The 17,545-nt window shown below is 48.0% G+C and carries 10 protein-coding genes and 1 pseudogene; 7 read left to right on the top strand and 4 right to left on the bottom strand.

All coding sequences use genetic code 11. The annotated features are described in order from the left end of the window. Positions 1-100: 100 nt before the first annotated feature. The gene (locus ACR0QV_RS00915) at positions 101-262 is read right to left on the bottom strand and encodes a ribbon-helix-helix protein, CopG family (protein WP_432634135.1); all 162 of its coding nucleotides are present in this window, start codon (positions 260-262) and stop codon (positions 101-103) included. Between the two features lie 118 nt (positions 263-380). Between ACR0QV_RS00915 and ACR0QV_RS00910 the strand changes: the two genes are divergently transcribed. The 6 genes and pseudogenes from ACR0QV_RS00910 to ACR0QV_RS00885 all read left to right on the top strand — a co-directional run bounded on the left by ACR0QV_RS00910 (position 381) and on the right by ACR0QV_RS00885 (position 5,637). Next, entirely contained in the window at positions 381-1,379 is a 999-nt protein-coding gene (locus ACR0QV_RS00910; protein ID WP_432634134.1) for a tyrosine-type recombinase/integrase, read from the top strand. A gap of 12 nt (positions 1,380-1,391) precedes the next feature. Further along, positions 1,392-1,649: a hypothetical protein gene (locus ACR0QV_RS00905; protein ID WP_432634133.1), complete on the top strand. Its 258-nt coding sequence runs from the start codon at positions 1,392-1,394 to the stop codon at positions 1,647-1,649. A gap of 170 nt (positions 1,650-1,819) precedes the next feature. Beyond that, a complete protein-coding gene (locus ACR0QV_RS00900) occupies positions 1,820-3,007 on the top strand; it encodes an ATP-binding protein (protein ID WP_432634132.1) in 1,188 nt (395 codons plus the stop codon). Positions 3,008-3,023: 16 nt separating this feature from the next. Beyond that, positions 3,024-3,170 (top strand): annotated as a pseudogene (locus ACR0QV_RS00895) (protein adenylyltransferase Fic); the annotation flags it as partial. Positions 3,171-3,691: 521 nt separating this feature from the next. Then, positions 3,692-5,218: a DNA methylase gene (locus ACR0QV_RS00890; RefSeq protein ID WP_432634131.1), complete on the top strand. Its 1,527-nt coding sequence runs from the start codon at positions 3,692-3,694 to the stop codon at positions 5,216-5,218. Beyond that, the gene (locus tag ACR0QV_RS00885) at positions 5,215-5,637 is read left to right on the top strand and encodes a hypothetical protein (protein ID WP_432634130.1); all 423 of its coding nucleotides are present in this window, start codon (positions 5,215-5,217) and stop codon (positions 5,635-5,637) included. Before ACR0QV_RS00890 ends, ACR0QV_RS00885 begins: the two co-directional genes overlap by 4 nt. A gap of 24 nt (positions 5,638-5,661) precedes the next feature. Here ACR0QV_RS00885 and ACR0QV_RS00880 read toward each other — a convergent pair whose 3' ends face one another. The 3 genes from ACR0QV_RS00880 to ACR0QV_RS00870 all read right to left on the bottom strand — a co-directional run bounded on the left by ACR0QV_RS00880 (position 5,662) and on the right by ACR0QV_RS00870 (position 8,018). Beyond that, on the bottom strand, positions 5,662-6,153 hold the full coding sequence (locus tag ACR0QV_RS00880) for a DNA-deoxyinosine glycosylase (RefSeq protein ID WP_432634129.1): 492 nt from the start codon (positions 6,151-6,153) through the stop codon (positions 5,662-5,664). A gap of 38 nt (positions 6,154-6,191) precedes the next feature. Further along, positions 6,192-7,070 (bottom strand): hypothetical protein, encoded by an 879-nt coding sequence (locus tag ACR0QV_RS00875; protein ID WP_432634128.1) that lies wholly within the window; start codon positions 7,068-7,070, stop codon positions 6,192-6,194. A gap of 69 nt (positions 7,071-7,139) precedes the next feature. Next, on the bottom strand, positions 7,140-8,018 hold the full coding sequence (locus ACR0QV_RS00870; protein WP_432634127.1) for a hypothetical protein: 879 nt from the start codon (positions 8,016-8,018) through the stop codon (positions 7,140-7,142). 279 nt (positions 8,019-8,297) lie between these two features. Between ACR0QV_RS00870 and ACR0QV_RS00865 the strand changes: the two genes are divergently transcribed. Then, positions 8,298-17,267: a beta strand repeat-containing protein gene (locus tag ACR0QV_RS00865; RefSeq protein WP_432634126.1), complete on the top strand. Its 8,970-nt coding sequence runs from the start codon at positions 8,298-8,300 to the stop codon at positions 17,265-17,267. Positions 17,268-17,545: the final 278 nt, after the last annotated feature.

Here is a 17,545-nt window from a genome sequence, read left to right as displayed (position 1 = left end):
GGGATTTAGTAAAAAGGGTATAAAAAAGCCCTTTGGGGGATTTTTGTCCCTAAAAGGCTAAAAACAAATAGTTTTGGGCGGAGTTGGCCCTCTGCCTGAACTATTTGGAAACACCCAAATACTGTTCCAACGCTTTGCGAATTAACCAAGAAATACTGCGCTCCTCTTGTTCAGCACGAGCATTTAGAGCATCCACTATTTTTTGGGTAGCCACAAAGCTGATAGTCGGTTCTTTGGCTTTTTTAATTTGTTTATCTTGCATAGATAAATTATAACAAATTATTGAAGTTTAACAAGACCTATTGACTATTACTTTATGATGATGTATATTGATATATATTAAATAATGATGACAAGTAATAATAAGGCAGGTTTGAGATATGGGAATAAGAGATAATAAAAATGGAACACTAACTATTGATTACCGGGATAATGCCGGAAAAAGACACCGTGAAACCATTACGGGCAGTAAAACACTGGCCAAGGAAGTGTTAAACAAACGCTTGGCAGAAATAGCAGAAAGCAAATATTTTCCGGAACGCCAGCAGGCTGCCAAACTGACATTAGCCATGGCCATAGAGAAGTATTGGGATATACATTTATCCAAAAAGAAAAGTGCTTTCAAACTAAGATATACCTTAAACGCACTTAAAAAATATTTTGGGGATGTATTGCTAAGTAAACTGACAACGGAAGATATTCAACGCTTTTATAATACGCGTATGGCAGAAACAAGCCCCTCTACGGCAAACCGGAACTTTACCACATTAAGAGCGGTAATAAACAAAGTAATACGGTTAAGGCTATATAAAGGAGTTAATCCTTGTATTGGCGTAGCCAAACAGAAAGAAAATCCCGCCCGTACGAGTTATTTGAGTACGGAGCAAATACGCACTTTGTTGGGCAATATGCCCGCGCGCTCCCGCAATCTAGTGGCTTTTGCTATTTGCACGGGTATGCGCCGCGGGGAGATTTTGCGGGTATCTTGGCAAGATATAGACTTGCTAAACGGGATTATCCATATTTACGAGTCTAAATCCGGCAATAAGCGCGAAGTGCCCATAATGAGTTCATTAAAGCAAATTCTGTTGACAATGAATCCCCAAAAAAGTGGTGTCCTCTTTCCGTTCACGGAAACTATGGTGGAGTATGACTATAAGCGTGCCCTAAAAAAATCTAATATTACCGGCATTCGCTTCCATGACCTTCGCCATACCTTTGCCAGCCATTTTATGATGAACGGCGGAAGCCTAACCGATTTACAGCGCATTTTGGGCCATTCTGACCTAAAACTAACGCAACGCTACGCGCATTTAAGCCCCACTTATTTACGCAAGTCTATTGAAGTAATAAATAATTTAATTCCGCAAGAAATATAAGGAGAAATAAATATGAAAAACAATCAAACAGGAGAAGTTGTATATAGTTTTTCCAAAAATGCACAAGAAGTAGTCCAATGTGAAATTTGCCAGTATAATGAGAATCTTTGCTTGGGGCTTTCTTCATACACCAAGAAAATGGATGGAAAATTAATTCCAACAAACAAAGGGCTTTGTATGAAAATAGAAACTTGGAAAAAAGAACTAATACCCTTATTGCAAATTATTTTGAATGGCAAATCCCCGAATCCCTCAAATGATAAACAATAGAGGGGTTTGGAATGTTGTTTGAGAATCTGCACACCATTAAAAGAGGCGCAGATTCTCAACATCCCTATATAAAAACTAGGTTATTTTATAAAGTTTTTCTAGTCAGACTAGAAAAACTATTGATTTTTGAACACTTTTTCTATATACTATTACTAATGAGGAAAAATTTTATGATTAACAGACCAGATTATATAGAAAAATTAAGCAAATTTATTGATGTTCCGATTATTAAAATATTAGTGGGCATTCGTCGTTCGGGCAAATCTACCATTTTGGAAATGATACAGAATGAACTTCGTTCGCGTGGTATTGACAATCAATATATTATTATGCGAAACTATACGGAAGTAGCATATAGCGGATTTACAGCCAAAGAAATGCTTGCCGATATACAAAAAAGCCTTACAAACAAGGGAAAGTATTACCTTTTTTTGGATGAACTACAAGAAATAGATGGTTGGGAAAAGGTAGTAAATCAGTTAATGGAACAGGGAAATACGGATATTTATGTCACGGGGTCTAACTCTAAATTGATGTCCGGTGAAATTTCTACCTATTTGTCTGGGCGCTATGTTTCTATTCCCGTTTATACGCTTTCTTTTAAGGAATATATAGCCTTTAATAAGGGCACAACCTTATCTACCCAAGAACTATTGGAACAATATATCAAATTGGGCGGTTTCCCCCTTATTGCGGCCAATAAACTGGACGAACGCACCACCTACCAAATTACGCAGGATATTTATAATGCGATTGTGACTAATGATATTTTGCGCCGGCATCGCCTTAATAAGCAGGATTTATTTGACCGTGTGGTACGCTTTATTTTAGATAACATGGGAAAAACTTTTTCTGCCAATGCTATTGTTAAATTTCTGCGCAGTGAACACCGTAAAATATCCGTAGAAACCATTTATAACTACCTAAAATGGTTGGAGCAGGCTTTTATTATTCACAAATGTCAACGCTACGATGTCCTTGGAAAAGCCATATTAAAAACGCAGGAAAAATACTATTTAGGGGATATTTCGCTCAAGTACGGCTTAATGGGTTATAACGCTACTATGCTGCCCTCTGTAATGGAAAATATTGTATATTTGGAGCTTTGCAGACGTGGCTATGCGGTGCATATTGGTAAAAATCAGACAAAGGAAATAGATTTTATTGCCCAAAAGCAAAATGAAAAGCTCTATATACAGGTTTGTGTTAATTTACCGCATGATTCCACGCGTGAAACCGATAATTTGCTCGCCATAGAGGATAATTATCCCAAATATGTTATTACGCTTGATAAACTTGCCGTGGGAAATATTAACGGCATAGAAATCATGCACCTAGCGGATTTTTTGTTAAAATAAATGTATGCAAACCCACCAGATAATAGAACGTAGCCCGATTAATGGTTTGGAATTACGAGCCCTTTTAGAGCTGCATTTGACCGACAAAACCAACGACCGCGAAGTTGTTTTTAAGGGAATAGAACAGTCTTATTATTACGAAGGATACAAAAAAGAGAGTTAAATTCCTTAATTTTGAAAATCCTACACATACCCTGCTAGGAGTTGTGTGTAGGTTTTTTATTTGTTCATCTACACAAAAAATTATTAGAACATGTGTAGATTTGAAAATAGGCACTTAAAAGTGATAAGCGGTTCACGTATGATTACTTTCCCGCCTATTTTGACGGAAGATTTTCCCGCTCTAACGGCGTATTCACTGAATACTTTAGCCAAGTTATAGCAAGCCTTGTCTCCAAATTGCCAAAGGGGGGAAATAGCCCATTTTCAGAAAATGGACACTTTTTGGACACATGGGAAATAACATTTTTTACAATATGTGTTTCTCCGACGATAAAACACTCAAAAAGACAACTGCCTAAGATGCCTGCGGAGCTGAAGATACAAGTTCGATTCCTGTTGGGCGCACCATATAAAACCTGCTGAAAGGCAGGTTTTTTTGTGCGCAAATAAACCGAACTTGTATGCCTTTCTTTACAATACAACCGTGGGCGCACCATATAAAAGACCAAGTTTAAAGTACCTATGTCAGAGCCAAAAACTTATATAGCCATAGATTTAAAATCCTTTTATGCCTCCGTGGAGTGCGTGGAGCGCGGATTAAATCCGCTAACCACCAACTTAGTGGTGGCGGATACCAGCCGCACGGAAAAAACGATTTGCTTGGCAATATCTCCCGCCCTGAAATCCTATGGCATTGGGGGAAGAGCCAGGCTGTTTGAAGTGGTCCAACTGGTAAAAGACGTTAATGAACAGCGGCGTTTGCGGGCTCCTTACCACCGATTAACGGGGAAATCCTATAACCAAGAGGACCTAATCAAAAACCCCGGTTGGGCGGTGGATTACATTGCCGCACCTCCGCAAATGGCGCGCTATATGGCTATTAGCAACCAAATTTACGATATTTATCTTAAATATGTAGCCCCCGAGGATATACATAACTATTCGGTGGACGAGGTGTTTATAGACGCTACCGATTATTTGAGGTTATATAAATTAACCGCGCACGAATTTGCCAGAAAACTTATCCACGAAGTATTGCAGTCCACCGGCATTACGGCCACGGCCGGAATAGGCACAAACCTGTATCTTGCCAAAATCGCAATGGATATTGTGGCCAAGCATATCCCGGCGGATAAGGACGGCGTTCGCATTGCGCAATTAAACGGGCAAACGTATAAGGAACAACTTTGGGCCCATACGCCTATTACGGATTTTTGGCGGGTGGGCAGAGGCTATGCGGAAAAATTAAAGAAATACGGACTTCTAACGATGGGGGATATCGCGCGTTGCTCCTTAGGGCGGGATGATGAATATTATAATGAAGAATTGCTCTACCAACTGTTTGGGGTAAATGCGGAACTTTTAATAGACCACGCGTGGGGCGTTGAACCGTGCACGATGAAGGAAATTAAATCCTACAAGTCCGAGGAACACAGTATAGGCTCCGGCCAAGTGCTGGACCGTCCCTACGGCTATGAGGAAGGCCTGTTAATCACCCGTGAAATGACCGATTTATTGGTACTGGACTTGGTAGAAAAGGGGCTGATGACGGACCAGTTGGTGCTTACCGTGGAATATGACATAGAAAACCTGTCTAACCCGGCTGTTGCCCGCGGATATAGAGGGCCTGTATCGGTGGACAGGTATGGCCGGAAAGTCCCAAAACCCGCGCACGGGAGCATTGGACTAAAAGATTACACCTCGTCCACCAAAGTAATTATGGAAGCGATGAGCGGGCTTTACCAAAGGGTGGTAGATAACCATTTGGTAGTGCGCAAAATCTACATAACGGCCAATAGAGTGCTGCCGGTTAGCCAAGTCCGCGCCAAGGCTCCCACGGAACAGTTGGACCTGTTTACGGATTATGAAGCCTTGGCCAAACAGAAAAAGCGGGAAGACGCGCAATTTGCCAAAGAGCACAACCTGCAAGAAACGGTTTTGGACATAAAAAAGAAATTTGGGAAAAATGCCATTGTGAAGGGGATGAACCTAAAAAAGGGAGCCAAGGCCATTGAGCGCAATAAACAAATAGGAGGGCATAAAGCGTGAGTGAAACTGCTTATGACGACATCATCCATTTAAGCCGCCCGGTATCTAAAAGGCATCCCAAAATGTCCTTGCAGGACCGTGCCGCACAGTTTTCCCCTTTTGCGGCGCTTAGCGGATTTGAGGACGGCCTGAAAGAGACGGCCCGCAAGACCGTAGAAAAAAAGGAACTGGCCGAAAGCGAAAAGAATTTAATCAACGAACAACTTAACTGTTTGGTCCAAGCGTTACCCCCTTTGGGAAAGGCACTTCCCACCGTAACCGTGGAATATTTTGTGGCGGATGCACAAAAAAACGGCGGTTCCTACCGTACCAAATCGGGTACGGTTAAAAGGGTGGATATATACCGCAATTTACTTATCTTTACCGATAATACACAGATAAATATAGAAGACATTATCCATTTATCTCTCACGCGCTAAACGCTCTTTGTTGGACGAGCGGGGTTAAATGTTTAACGCAGAAAAAAGGGCGCGTTGCCAAAGGAGTTTTTTCTCGTCATAGGAGCGCGACGCGTGCGCCGGACTGGTGGAGGGGAGAACCTCGCAAATTTTTCCGCCGTCGCCAAAGGCGCGCTTAAAATGGTTGTGCGCGGCCTGTCCGTTAAACAAAAGCGTTTTTATTCCCGGGTATTCTTTAAATAAAGCAGGAAAATCATTAGGTGTGGGTTTTAGAATATTTCCGTCCAAACTGCCCGCCCGTTCGCACGCGGCTAAGGCGTCCCATAAGCCAATGCCTTGGGCGAGTAATACTTGCTTTTTATCCGCATAATTTTGGGGCGTGCGTCCGCCGGCAAACAGGTCAAAAATAATCTTCCAAAATTGGTTGTATTTAAAGGCGTAATATTCCTGCGCTTTTAATGAAGCCACCCCAGGCATACTGCCGATAACCAGTACGCGGGTTTTGAAATCAATAAGTGGGGGAAAACTATAAAGCATAAAAAATCCCGGGGCTTTTTATAGAACCCCGGGTAAAATTACTTTTCGGCTACTTGATAGGGGGTTAGGACGAGCGTTTTACCGTCTTTTGCCAAGTTGGCCCGGTACCAAATTGGGAGCCCTGTCGGCCCTTTTAATAGGACGGCCACCGCCGTAAATTGCTCGGGCTTGATGTCCTCTTTAAAGGTGTAATAGCCGGACAGCGGGTCTTTGTCGCGCATACCGTGCGTGGTTACCACGACGGGCACCTTGCCGTCTTTGAAACTGTTGTTCTGGGCGTAGTGCGCGGCTTCTTGCGCGTTAATCGTAAAGTTAATGGCCTTGGCCTCACTCATTTTATCAAGCAGGGATTGAGACATCCCCGGCGTGCCAATACTGCCCATCGCCAAAGAGGTGTTTAACCAGTCGGAAGCCCCGCCTGCATCTTCCAAGAGCACGCCCTTTTGTAATACCTTTACCAAGCCTTCTTCTGTCAGCCCCATACCGCGGTGCAAATACATTTTGCGGTTCGGGTGCGGAAGCGCGGGAACAACGCCCTTGTAGCCGTCCAGCGTTAAATCTTTAAAGGTTTGCGTGTGGATAGCGCCGTCTGCCTGCAATTTGGGCCAAGCGGGCTGGGCTTTATTGGCACCCAATTCCACGGCTTTGCGCAACGCTTGCGGACGGGATAAACCCTTTAATTCGTAGGCCTTTACCACCACGCCCGGGAACTGTTGGGCCAGTCGCGCGGAAAAAGATACGGCGGTTCCCGCGGCGGCGGCTCTGGCGGAGGCTTTCGCCCCTGCTTCGGCGGCCTTTGTGGCGGTATCCGTTACCTTAACGGCACCTTTGCCCACCTGTACAACTTCTTGCGCCTGCAACGGTAGCGCAAAAAGCAAAGAGGCAAGGATAGGTAAAAGAAATAGGTTGCGTTTCATAAAGGGCTCCTTATCCGGGTTTACTTATAGTATAAGCGTTCCTTGGTAAAAAACCATAGGCCTTTGGACCTATAACCCGGTGGTGTCAAACAGATACGGGGTAAAGGTGAAGCCGTTTGGCGTGGCTTCCACGCGGCACCAGACGGTGTTGCCACCGATATTTAAAGCGGCGATAACTTCTTTAATGTTCTCGGCCGGAATATCTCTGCCTACGTGTGCCACTTTTTCGTGTTCCGGCAAACCTTGCACGCGGACTACGACGATAATGTCCTTGCTGTGGTGCATTTTGGCGTAATGAACAGCGTTGTTCGGGTCGGAGGCGAGGGAGTTAAATCTCATAGAAGAAACGGTTCTTACCATACGCGGGTCCCCGCTGACATAAGCCATTGTGCGGTTGTTGCTAAACTTGCCAACATCCTTTAACAAAAGGCCGTTTTCCATAATGTTGCGCAAGGCCGCACCGTCTGCGGGCAAACTGAGCGCGCGGTACATATCCTGCGGGGTGGCTTTCCACGGTGTTTCGGCGGGCATAGTGGCTATGTCCGTTTTAAAGGCGGAAAAATCCTGCACCGGGAGGCGTAAGTCCTCGCGCAATACCTGCGGCGGCAACTGTACGGTGGGGGCTCTGCCAAACAAGAGGTTTAATGCGCTTTTAACACTGGCGATGCGGGAAGTTTTTGCCGGAACTGGCGGCTTGGGCGTAGGCACAGAAATCTTGATTTGCTCGGTAATTTGGGCCAGTTTTGCTTGTTGGGAGAGCACTTTGGACGTGGCCGAGGCGGCACCACGGACAGCCGCTTCACCTGCTTTGGCGGAGGAACTGGCGGCAATTTCGCCCGCCTTAACATTGGCCTTGGCGGCTTTTTTAATCAGGTCGCTTTGGGCAAAAGCCGGGCTGGCCGTACAAACGGCGAAAACAAAAATAAAAAGAGTCGTTAATTTTTTCATATATACATTATATAGAAATCGGGGGAATAAAAAACAGGGTCAAAGGACCTATCCGCGCAGTGGGCCCTATATTATAAAAAGCGCCCGCAGTTGGGGAACGGGCGCTCTTACACAGGAAGATTAGCGGACTACTAGGTTTGCCCGCTACCTATAAAACACCCAAGAGGCGTTTTTTATTGCAGTTGGCAGGGATACTGCGATAATTGGTAAAATATCTATATTATGCTTACTTGCTATTCTTATTAAAAATTCATTAGTTAAAAGGTTTATTTGATTATTATGAAAAAGTCTTTTTCCACGCAGTTGTTTGCTCTTATTTTGGGCGGTGTGTTACTGGCGGATAATGTCGCCCTGGCGGCTGTTCCGCTTACGGTTACGGATTACACCTCCCTCAAAGAGGCGGTTGCTAATGCCACCGAACCTACGGAAATCACCTTGGACGGAACGATAACCGACGATGCTTCCGGCCAGTTATATATAGAAGGTAAAGAAATTACCTTAAAGGGCGGCACCTTGCAATCGGGCGATACCAAGCATTTGGGGCTGGACGTGCAGGCGGACGGCGTTTTGCATTTGGACGGTACGACGATGCAAGATTACGATAGCGGCAACAAGTGGGGCGGCGCCGTGTATAACGAGGGGGTAATGACCTTAAAGGATGTTACCTTTAAAAATAATACCACAAACGGCGCGGTAAAAGGGGCGGTGGCCACTTATAACAGCGGGGAAACCACACTGACGGGCAATTCCTCTTTCATTGGTAATAAATCCGGGGCACTTTTTAACGGCGCGGTCTTGACCGTTTCTACGGATGATACCGAACAAATGACCTTTACGGGCAACACCACGCCCGGGCACGGCGGGGCCATTTATAACGAAGATTCCCTCAATATGTCCGGCAATTATTTATTTACCCAAAACGCTTCCAATTCATACGGGGGGGCTATTGCAAACGCCCTAGGCGGTACTGCTCTTTTGCGCGGAACCTATACCTTTACGGATAACCAAGCCGCCGGACAGGGCGGTGCAATTTCCAACCGCGGGAATATGTTTATGTCGGCTTCGGATACGGACCGTATGACCTTTTCGGGTAACGGGGCCGCTTTTTACGGCGGGGCTATTTTTAACGAGGGAACCTTGTCCCTGTTTGGAAATTACGATTTTACGGATAACTCTCTTTCCAGTTCGTATAGTTTGGGCGGAGCCTTGTACAATACGGGAGTAATGAGTTTAGAGGGGGCCTATACCTTTACGGGTAACCACGTTAATACCAGCGGCGGGGCCGTAGCCAACCGCAAGGGCAACCTGACGATTAACGGTACGCGCGATAGCGCGGGTGATGCGTCCGTCTTGTTTGACGGCAACTATACCACCAATACGGCAGGAGAGTCGCGCGGTGGGGCAATTTACGTGCGCGGCGATGAGGATAAACAGGCGTTCTTAAATGTCAAAAATGCGGACTTTAAAAACAACTATTCCTCCTCGCACGGCGGGGCGATTTATGTGGATGAGTATGTGGATTTTAATATTGAGGATTCCAAATTTATCGGCAATAAAGTAACCGGGTTTAACGGAAACGACTTGGGCTGGGGCGGGGCAATCGGCTTGGATTCCAAGTCCGACACCGTCAACGGCTATATTTCTAATACTCTGTTTGATTCCAACTACTCTAACGACTCCGGCGGCGCGCTTCCCTCGGGTACGGCCTTGACCGTCGTCAATTCCACCTTTGTAAATAACCACGCCAGATTTGCAGGCGGTGCGCTGTCTTATAACCCCAAAAACGCGCTTGCGGATAAATTTTTAAAAGTTATTGCAGACGGCGGGGATACAGTTTTTTCGGGCAACTGGGTCGGAAACGGGGACGCCTACACGCCCGAAACGAGTGAAGGCCTGTATTTGGGGGTAGCCATTACCGATAACGGCGGTTTGGACGGCAACCCGATTACGGGGGACGACGGAAACGACAGCAACGTATATTTAAATGCAGGTAATTCGGGCCGGATTATTTTTAACGATACGATTGATGCCTTGGGCGCCGCAAAAGACGATATGCGGGAAAAAACCGTTTCCAACGAAAGACCCAACGTCAATAACCCCAATATCCAGTTAAACCAAGCGGGCATTACTTATGGCAAGTTGGAGCCCACCTCCGCCAACGCCGAGGAAGAAGCCGCCCCCACCAACGGTACGATTATTTTTAACAATACCATTAAAGGGGCCAACTTGGTATTGCATAACGGCGTGCTGGCCTTTGGGCAGAACAATGTTTATGCGGCCCAAAGCGGGGTTACGCCCTCGCAATATTTTTCGGACGGCGGCAAAATTACCTTAAAGGGCGGTGCTCTGGATTTGATGAACGGCAACTTGGAAGCGGGTAACTTGTTAAACCCCGACTCCGTAGCCGTGCTGGGTAACGCCAAACTGCGCTTGGATTTGAATTTACTGGGCAATGGCGCCGATTTGGGCGGTATGATTGACTATATCGCAAGCGGCATTACGGGCAGCGGCACGCTGACGCTGGATAATTTGACGGTAACCGAGGACGCTTCGGCCAAAAATGCCGCAGTCGGCTCCTCCACCTTGTTGCAATTTGCCAAGTCCAATACCGCAAATACCTTGTTAGACGGCAATTTAAAAACCATTATCACCAGCAGCGCCGGGTATGTGCTTTCGGGCGATATTTCCAATACGGATGATTCTACGCAAATGGACTCCGTAAAGGTAACCAAGGTTATTAACGCGGGCGGCTTGCCGATTGCGGTTTCCTTGGGCGGAGAGGACGGGCGCACCTATGTATATAACGCCACCGAGGACGAGGAAATCACGGGCTACGACACGGGCGACAATGCGTGGGGCAAGTCGTACAGCGTGTTAAATGACGACGGCACCGTTTCTTCCCGCGTGGCTTCCAATGTGTTAAAAGGTAACTCCTTGCAGATTAACGGCAACGGCAAAAACGTGATTGCTTCGCCGTCCGCCAACGTGGTGGGTATTGAATTAGGGAATAACCAAACCTTGGCCGTAAATAACGTAAAAAAGGATGACAATACCGGCGGGTGGAGTTATTTTAACTCGGCTTTTATTAACCACGGCGGCACGGTGGACCTGACGGATTCTATCTTTTCTGACAACCACGCGTCAGATGTAACCTTTACGCGCACCGCGGACGGAACGACAGAGACTGTAAACAAGTTGGGCCACGGCGGCGCGGTGTATAACGAAGCCGGAACCGTGAACATCACCAACAGCAATTTTACAGGCAATACCGCTACGGGTAAGGGCGGCGCGATTTATAACGCCCAAAACGCTACCGTAAATATTTTGGCTGATAACAACCAGGAGGTTACCTTTTCGGGCAACCAAGCCGCGGGCGCGGACAATGATATTTACAACGAAGGTACTTTGAATTTAGCCGCGGCGGACAAGAGTTCCATTATTTTTAACGGCGGAATTGCTGGCTCGTCGGCCAATTTGGGGCAAATCAATATCGGCGCGGCGGATAAATTGGGCCGGGTGGTGTTTAACAACACGGTTGCCAACCAAAATGTAACCTTAAATAACGGCACCCTCCAACTGGGTGCAAACGCCACGGCGGGCAGAACCGATTATTTTGACAATGTAAACTTAACCTTAAACGGCGGCGCCTTCAACCTGCAAAACGGGTTTATAGATACGGTGGCCGTTAATAATTTAACCGTTGGCGCGGATACGCCGCAGTTTTTAATGGACGTAAATTTGGCGGACCAAAAGTCCGATGCCCTTTCGCTGGCGGACGGTGGAAGTGTAACGGCAAACGGCGCGCTGGATATCGGCCCCTTAAACATTGTACAAGGTTTGGCCGACGGGCAAACGTCCGCTACGGTGCAATTTATTAATACGGATGAGTTAATTGCTTCCTTGGCGGATGTAAACAAATCCATTACGCAAAACGGTATTACCTATTCCGTCTCTTTGCTCGGCAATAACCGCTTATCCATTGCCGAGGAAGGCAAATCGGGCGGCTTTGCTTACGAGGTTATCCATACCGACCACGGCGTTTCCCGCACGTTTAACATCGGGGACGAGGACGAAATTGTAAATAACTGGATTGATAACAACAACCGCTTGGCCGGGCTCAGTTTTCAAATTAACGGCGTAAGCGATAAGGGCTTAATCGCCAATAACAATATAAAAGGGATTGAACTGGGGCTGGACGAAGAGGGTAACGCGCAAACCCTGCTGATTAATAAACTTTCCACTTATGAGGGCTTTAACAGCGCGGTTATTAATAACGGGGGCGAAGTAAACGCTACCGCCACTAAATTCCAAGAAAACCACGCCACAACGGCTGATAATAACAGCGGAAACGGCGGTGTGGTGCAGAATAACAGCGGGACCTTAAAAATTAACGGCAATACGGAGTTTGTAAATAACTCGGCTGAAAATTTGGGTGGGGCGATTTATAACGCTGCCGGGGCAACGGTGGAAATGAACGCCGTGGCTACGCGCAATATTTCGTTTAGCGGCAATACCGCCGGCGGTTCGGCCAATGATATCTACAACGCCGGAACTATTTTAATGAACGGCAACGGCGAAGTTACGGTGTCGGGCGGCATTGCGGGTACGCAGGATGCGTCTATCGTCAACAACACCTCCGCCGAAGAAAGCAATACCTTAAACTTGGGCGGAGATAACTCGGCCTATTTGGGCAGTTTCACGCAAAATAACGGCGTAACCAATGTGCTGGATAATGCGCAATTTTTTGCCGGGAACAGCAATATTAAAGGCGGCAGCCTTAACTGGAACACCGCCAATGACCTGGCGGACGGCGCCGCGCTAACCGTAAACGGCGGGCATTTAACCGTGGACGCTAACGGCCAATTAACGGTGTCGGGCGCTAGTTCTATTGATAATGCCGCTTCCGTTACCGCAAACGGCAATTTGATTTTAGCCAAGGATATGACCGTTAAAAAAATTAACGGTACGGGTACGCTGACGGCAAAGGATGCAAACCTTACGTTTGACGCTTCCTCTGTGCTGGCGGACGGTTTAAACTGGTCGTCCTCTAACGCCCAAGCCACGCTGGCGGGGTTAGATAGTGCGGATAATTTGCTTGCCAAAATTGCAAACGGGACCAATGACAACTTAACGCTTGCCTTGGCGGGTTCTAACGCAAATGCGGACGTAACCGTGGACGGCGCGGCGATTTCTTCCTTGCAATTTTCGGATACGGTAAATTACGGCGGCAATTTGGTAAATAAGGCACAAGTTTCCAACACGGGGAATTTGACGCTTTCGGGTGCGATGTCTGGCTCCGGCGCGTTTACCAATGCGGGTACGCTGTCCGTTACCGGGGACCAAAGCAACTTTACGGGTTCGTTTATCCAAACGGCCGGGCAAACCACGGTGGATACGTCTGGCCACTTGTTTGGCGGTGTGAAGGATATTCAAGCGGGCAGTTTGACTGTTTCCGGCGGTACGGTGGATTATACGGATGTGAAACTGGGCAGCCAAACTTCGCTCAACCAAACGGTTACGGACGGCACGCAAGCCGCGCTAACTGGTAGCGCGCTGGCCTTTACGGGCAGCGGTGCGCAGGCGAATTTTACGGGGGGAAATCTCCGGCTGGGTAAACTGGATAACGGGCAAGCCAATACGGTTTCCTTTGACGGAACCAAGGTGTCGTTGGCGGACGGCGATTATTCGGGCGGTACCACTTACGACTTTAAAAATGCGGAACTGGATTTGACCAATTCCGCAGGCACCACGGGAGTATATAATTTTACCAAGGTAAATGCGGAAAACACAAAGTTAAGTTTTAACGTAAACATTGTCCCCGCCGGTACGGAAGAGCCCGGCGAACGCGCCTTGGAAACCGATTACTTGGCCGTAGCCGGCGGAAACCCCTTGTTTAACTTGGGCAATATCCACATTTCGGGCGAAGAAAACGGCTACAAGGGCGGCGCCTATAATACCACGCGCAATGTGCTTTCGGGCGCCACCTTTGCCCCGCTGACGGACAGCATTACGGTAGCCAGCACCTCGTGGATTTACGACTTAACCCAAACCGCGGATAACCAGTCTATCCAACTGGCGGTAAAGGATTACGCGGGCAGCCATACCCTCTACCAAATGAACGATACCGAGGGTACGCGCTTCTTCCAATTTTCAGACGGCGATACGCGCGAATACCATATTGACCAGTCTTTGGGCGTAACCAAAGACGGCGTGTTTACGGTGTCCAGCCAAAACGAAAATAAAAACGTCCTCTCCGGCGCACTGGTGGATGCGGACGGCAATTTGACGGGCGAAAACGGAAGTTTCTTCCAAATTGGCGCGGATAAGAGCACGCAACTGACCATAGACAACGTGGTTATTCAGGACGCCGCCAAGGACGGAAACGGCTCCGTGGTGTCTAATGACAGCCAAACCGCTTTGGTTACTATTAAAAACGCTATTATACAGGATAACACCGCCACGGGCAACGGCGGCGCGCTGTATAACGGGGCCCACACAACGGACGGCTCTTATAATATGGTAGTGTCTAACACGCAGTTTGAAAACAACGGAGCAGACGGTTTGGGCGGCGCCATTTACAACGCGGGCAACCTGCTTTTGGATAATGTCGCTTTTGCCGCGGCGAACGGTTCCGCCAAGAACGATATTTACCAAACGTCGGCGGGGAGCCTGACGTTCACGGGTACGAATACCGTAAACAGCGCTATTTCCGGCGAAGGCACGCTCGCCAATAAGGGCGCGCTTACCTTAACGGGCGATAATTCCCAATTTACGGGTAACTTTACCCAAGGCGACGGTGCCGTTACCACCGTGTCCGGCGACGGGGCCCAATTCTTTGGCGGTACATCCACCATTGACGGCGGCCATTTGCTCTGGCAAACCGCCAACGCACAAAGCGGTACCTTGCTGGTGAACGGCGGTACGCTGACGGTGGATGACGGGGCCAAACTGACCTTGGGGACAGGGAGTGTGCTGGCCGAAGCGGCCAAGTTGCAACTCTTGCAAAATGCGGAACTTACCTTGCAGACGGGTTCCAAAGCCTCGCTTACAAGCGCGGATGTATGGGGCGGTAAACTGGCCTTAAACGGCGGTGAACTCAATTTAAATAACATTACCAATTACACCGGGGCTGTGTTGGCGGCGGAGTCCGGTGATTTGAACGTAAACGGCGGTAACTTGATTGTAGCGGCCGGGAGCGAAATCAAAGACACGGTAAATACCACCGTGGCCAATGAGGCCCGCCTGCAAGTGGATACGGACGGAAAAGTATCCCTGGGCAGCGGTACAAATTGGCAGGGTGAAGTCTTATTAAACGGCGGCGATTTAACCGTAAAGGACCTTACTTCCACGGGTACGCTAAAAGCGGCCAGCGGTAATTTGACTGTGGCCGGCGGCACGCTTACCGTGGCGGAAAACAGCGTGATAGCAGACGCCGTAACTGCCGACATCCAAGCGGGCGCCACCGTCAGCATTGAGGGCGGGGAAGCCGCTATCGGCGATGATGACACTTGGGACGGCACCCTCCAACTGGGGGCCAACAACAAGGGCGGTACGTTAAATTATTCCGCCACCCACAGCGGTACGTTACAGGCCGAGACGGGTAATTTGAATTTGCTTTCCGGCTCTGTGCTGGATATCCAAAACCCGAGCCAAGTGGCACAAGAAGTGCTGGTGGACCTGCAACAAGGGGCCAAAGTTACCGTGCGAAACGGGGCGGAATTTAACTTGGATGACCAAGACAAATGGAACGGGACGGTTTCGTTGACGGATAACGGCAAATTTTCTACGGACGGCGTAAACAATACGCTGGGCGGCGGTGTTTTACAGCAGGAAAACGGCGAGGCCTCCTTCGGCGGGAAATCCGATATTTCCATTACGGACGGCAGTTACATTTCGGGCGGAAAGGTTTCCTTGTCTGACGGTTCGGCCCTGCGCATCGGCAGTGGTGTAACCGTGCTGGCGGACGGGTTTAACTTGGCGGGCGATTCGCTGGTAAGCACGGTAAACGGCTCCTTGGATACGAACCAATTAGGTGATGTGTCCTTGGACGGTGTGAACCACTTTGCGATTGACCTTTCCCCGCGCACGAAAACGGGCGATACCTTTGTAATGAACCAGGTAACAAGCGTGTCCAATGGCACGTTTAACGTGGCGGATTTTAACTTTGTGGGCGGCGCGCCGACGGAAAACAACATTAAATTCCAAGTGTTTGACGCGCAGGATACAGGCTCAACCAACTTCACCGCCAGCAACAAAAAAATTGCTACCCCGGTGGGAAATTATCAGTTGTCCTCGCTGGGGGACGGGGCGTATATGGCCAGTCTGGCGGATTTCAACCCGCAGGCATTTAGAGGCCAAGTGGCCACCTTGGCATCGTATAATCACCAAGTATTTGTAGCGGATATGGTTACCAACCATTTCATTTTGGGCCATAACCTTAAAAAGGATATCCCGGAAGAAGAAACCTGCGAGTGCTCCTGCTTGGAAGGGGCGTGGATGAAGACGTATGCTTCGCTGGATAAGTTGCGCCTGACGCAGGGATTAAACGTAAAAGATAACAGTTACGGCACTTTGGCAGGGGTGGATTTTGCCACGCGCGAATACGGGAGCGGCTGGAACTTGATTCCGACGGTTTACCTGGGCTATCAAAATGCCGAACAAACCTTCTATGGCGTTAAAAACAGCCAAGACGGCGCTTACGGCGGTGTAATGGGCACCCTGCAAAAGGGTGCTTATACGCTTTCCGCTACCGTTTACGGCGGGGGATATAACAACAAAATGAAAGTCTCCGGCGTAACGGACCGCACGGATAATTGGTTTGCGGGCGCGGCGGCCAAGGCGGCCTATAATTATCAGGCGGCTCCGTCGTTTATAATCCAGCCTAATTTGTTTGTGGCTTATAATACTTTTGGCAAGCAAAATTGGGATACGGATTATGGCGAAATGGCAATGTCCGCCGAGGCGTTAAACGGGTTTAACGTGGCGCCGGGTGTAAACTTTACTTACTTGGGCAATACCTGGAACGCATACGCTACGGCGCAATATATGTTTAACCTAAATAACGGGGTGGGCGGCACGGCCGGGAATATTGACCTGCCGGACACCAAATTGCGCCAAGATTACGCCAACTTTGGCTTGGGCGTAAGCAAATCGTGGCGGGAACATTGGAACGGCTACGCGCAAATTAACCTGCGCGCGGGCAGCCGCACCAAAGGCGCCCTCCAAGCTGGCGTAGAATATGCCTTTTAATAGATAAGCGGATTAATAATAAAATGCAAAATCCCCGGGTGTTTTAGTACCCCGGGGATTTTTAAGGCCGAGTGTGGACAAAGCCGTTTGTATGTTTTTATCCCATAAAAAACCCCACCTTTTGGGTGGGGTTATAAATGGTTGGGCAACCGTGCGTGATGATTCTTCTTTAAAACCAGGTCCTTGCGTGCCATGTTTATCAGGGTAAAAACAGGGAATTTTGCTGCTTTTAGGCCTATTTTTGGGATTTTGGAGATATATCTCTATGATATGTCTTG

The sequence above is a fragment of the Candidatus Avelusimicrobium sp. genome (genome assembly GCF_050873505.1).
Lineage (GTDB): Bacteria > Elusimicrobiota > Elusimicrobia > Elusimicrobiales > Elusimicrobiaceae > Avelusimicrobium.
Note: the sequence above shows the minus strand (reverse complement) of the source record. Positions and strands in the feature narration are given on the sequence as shown.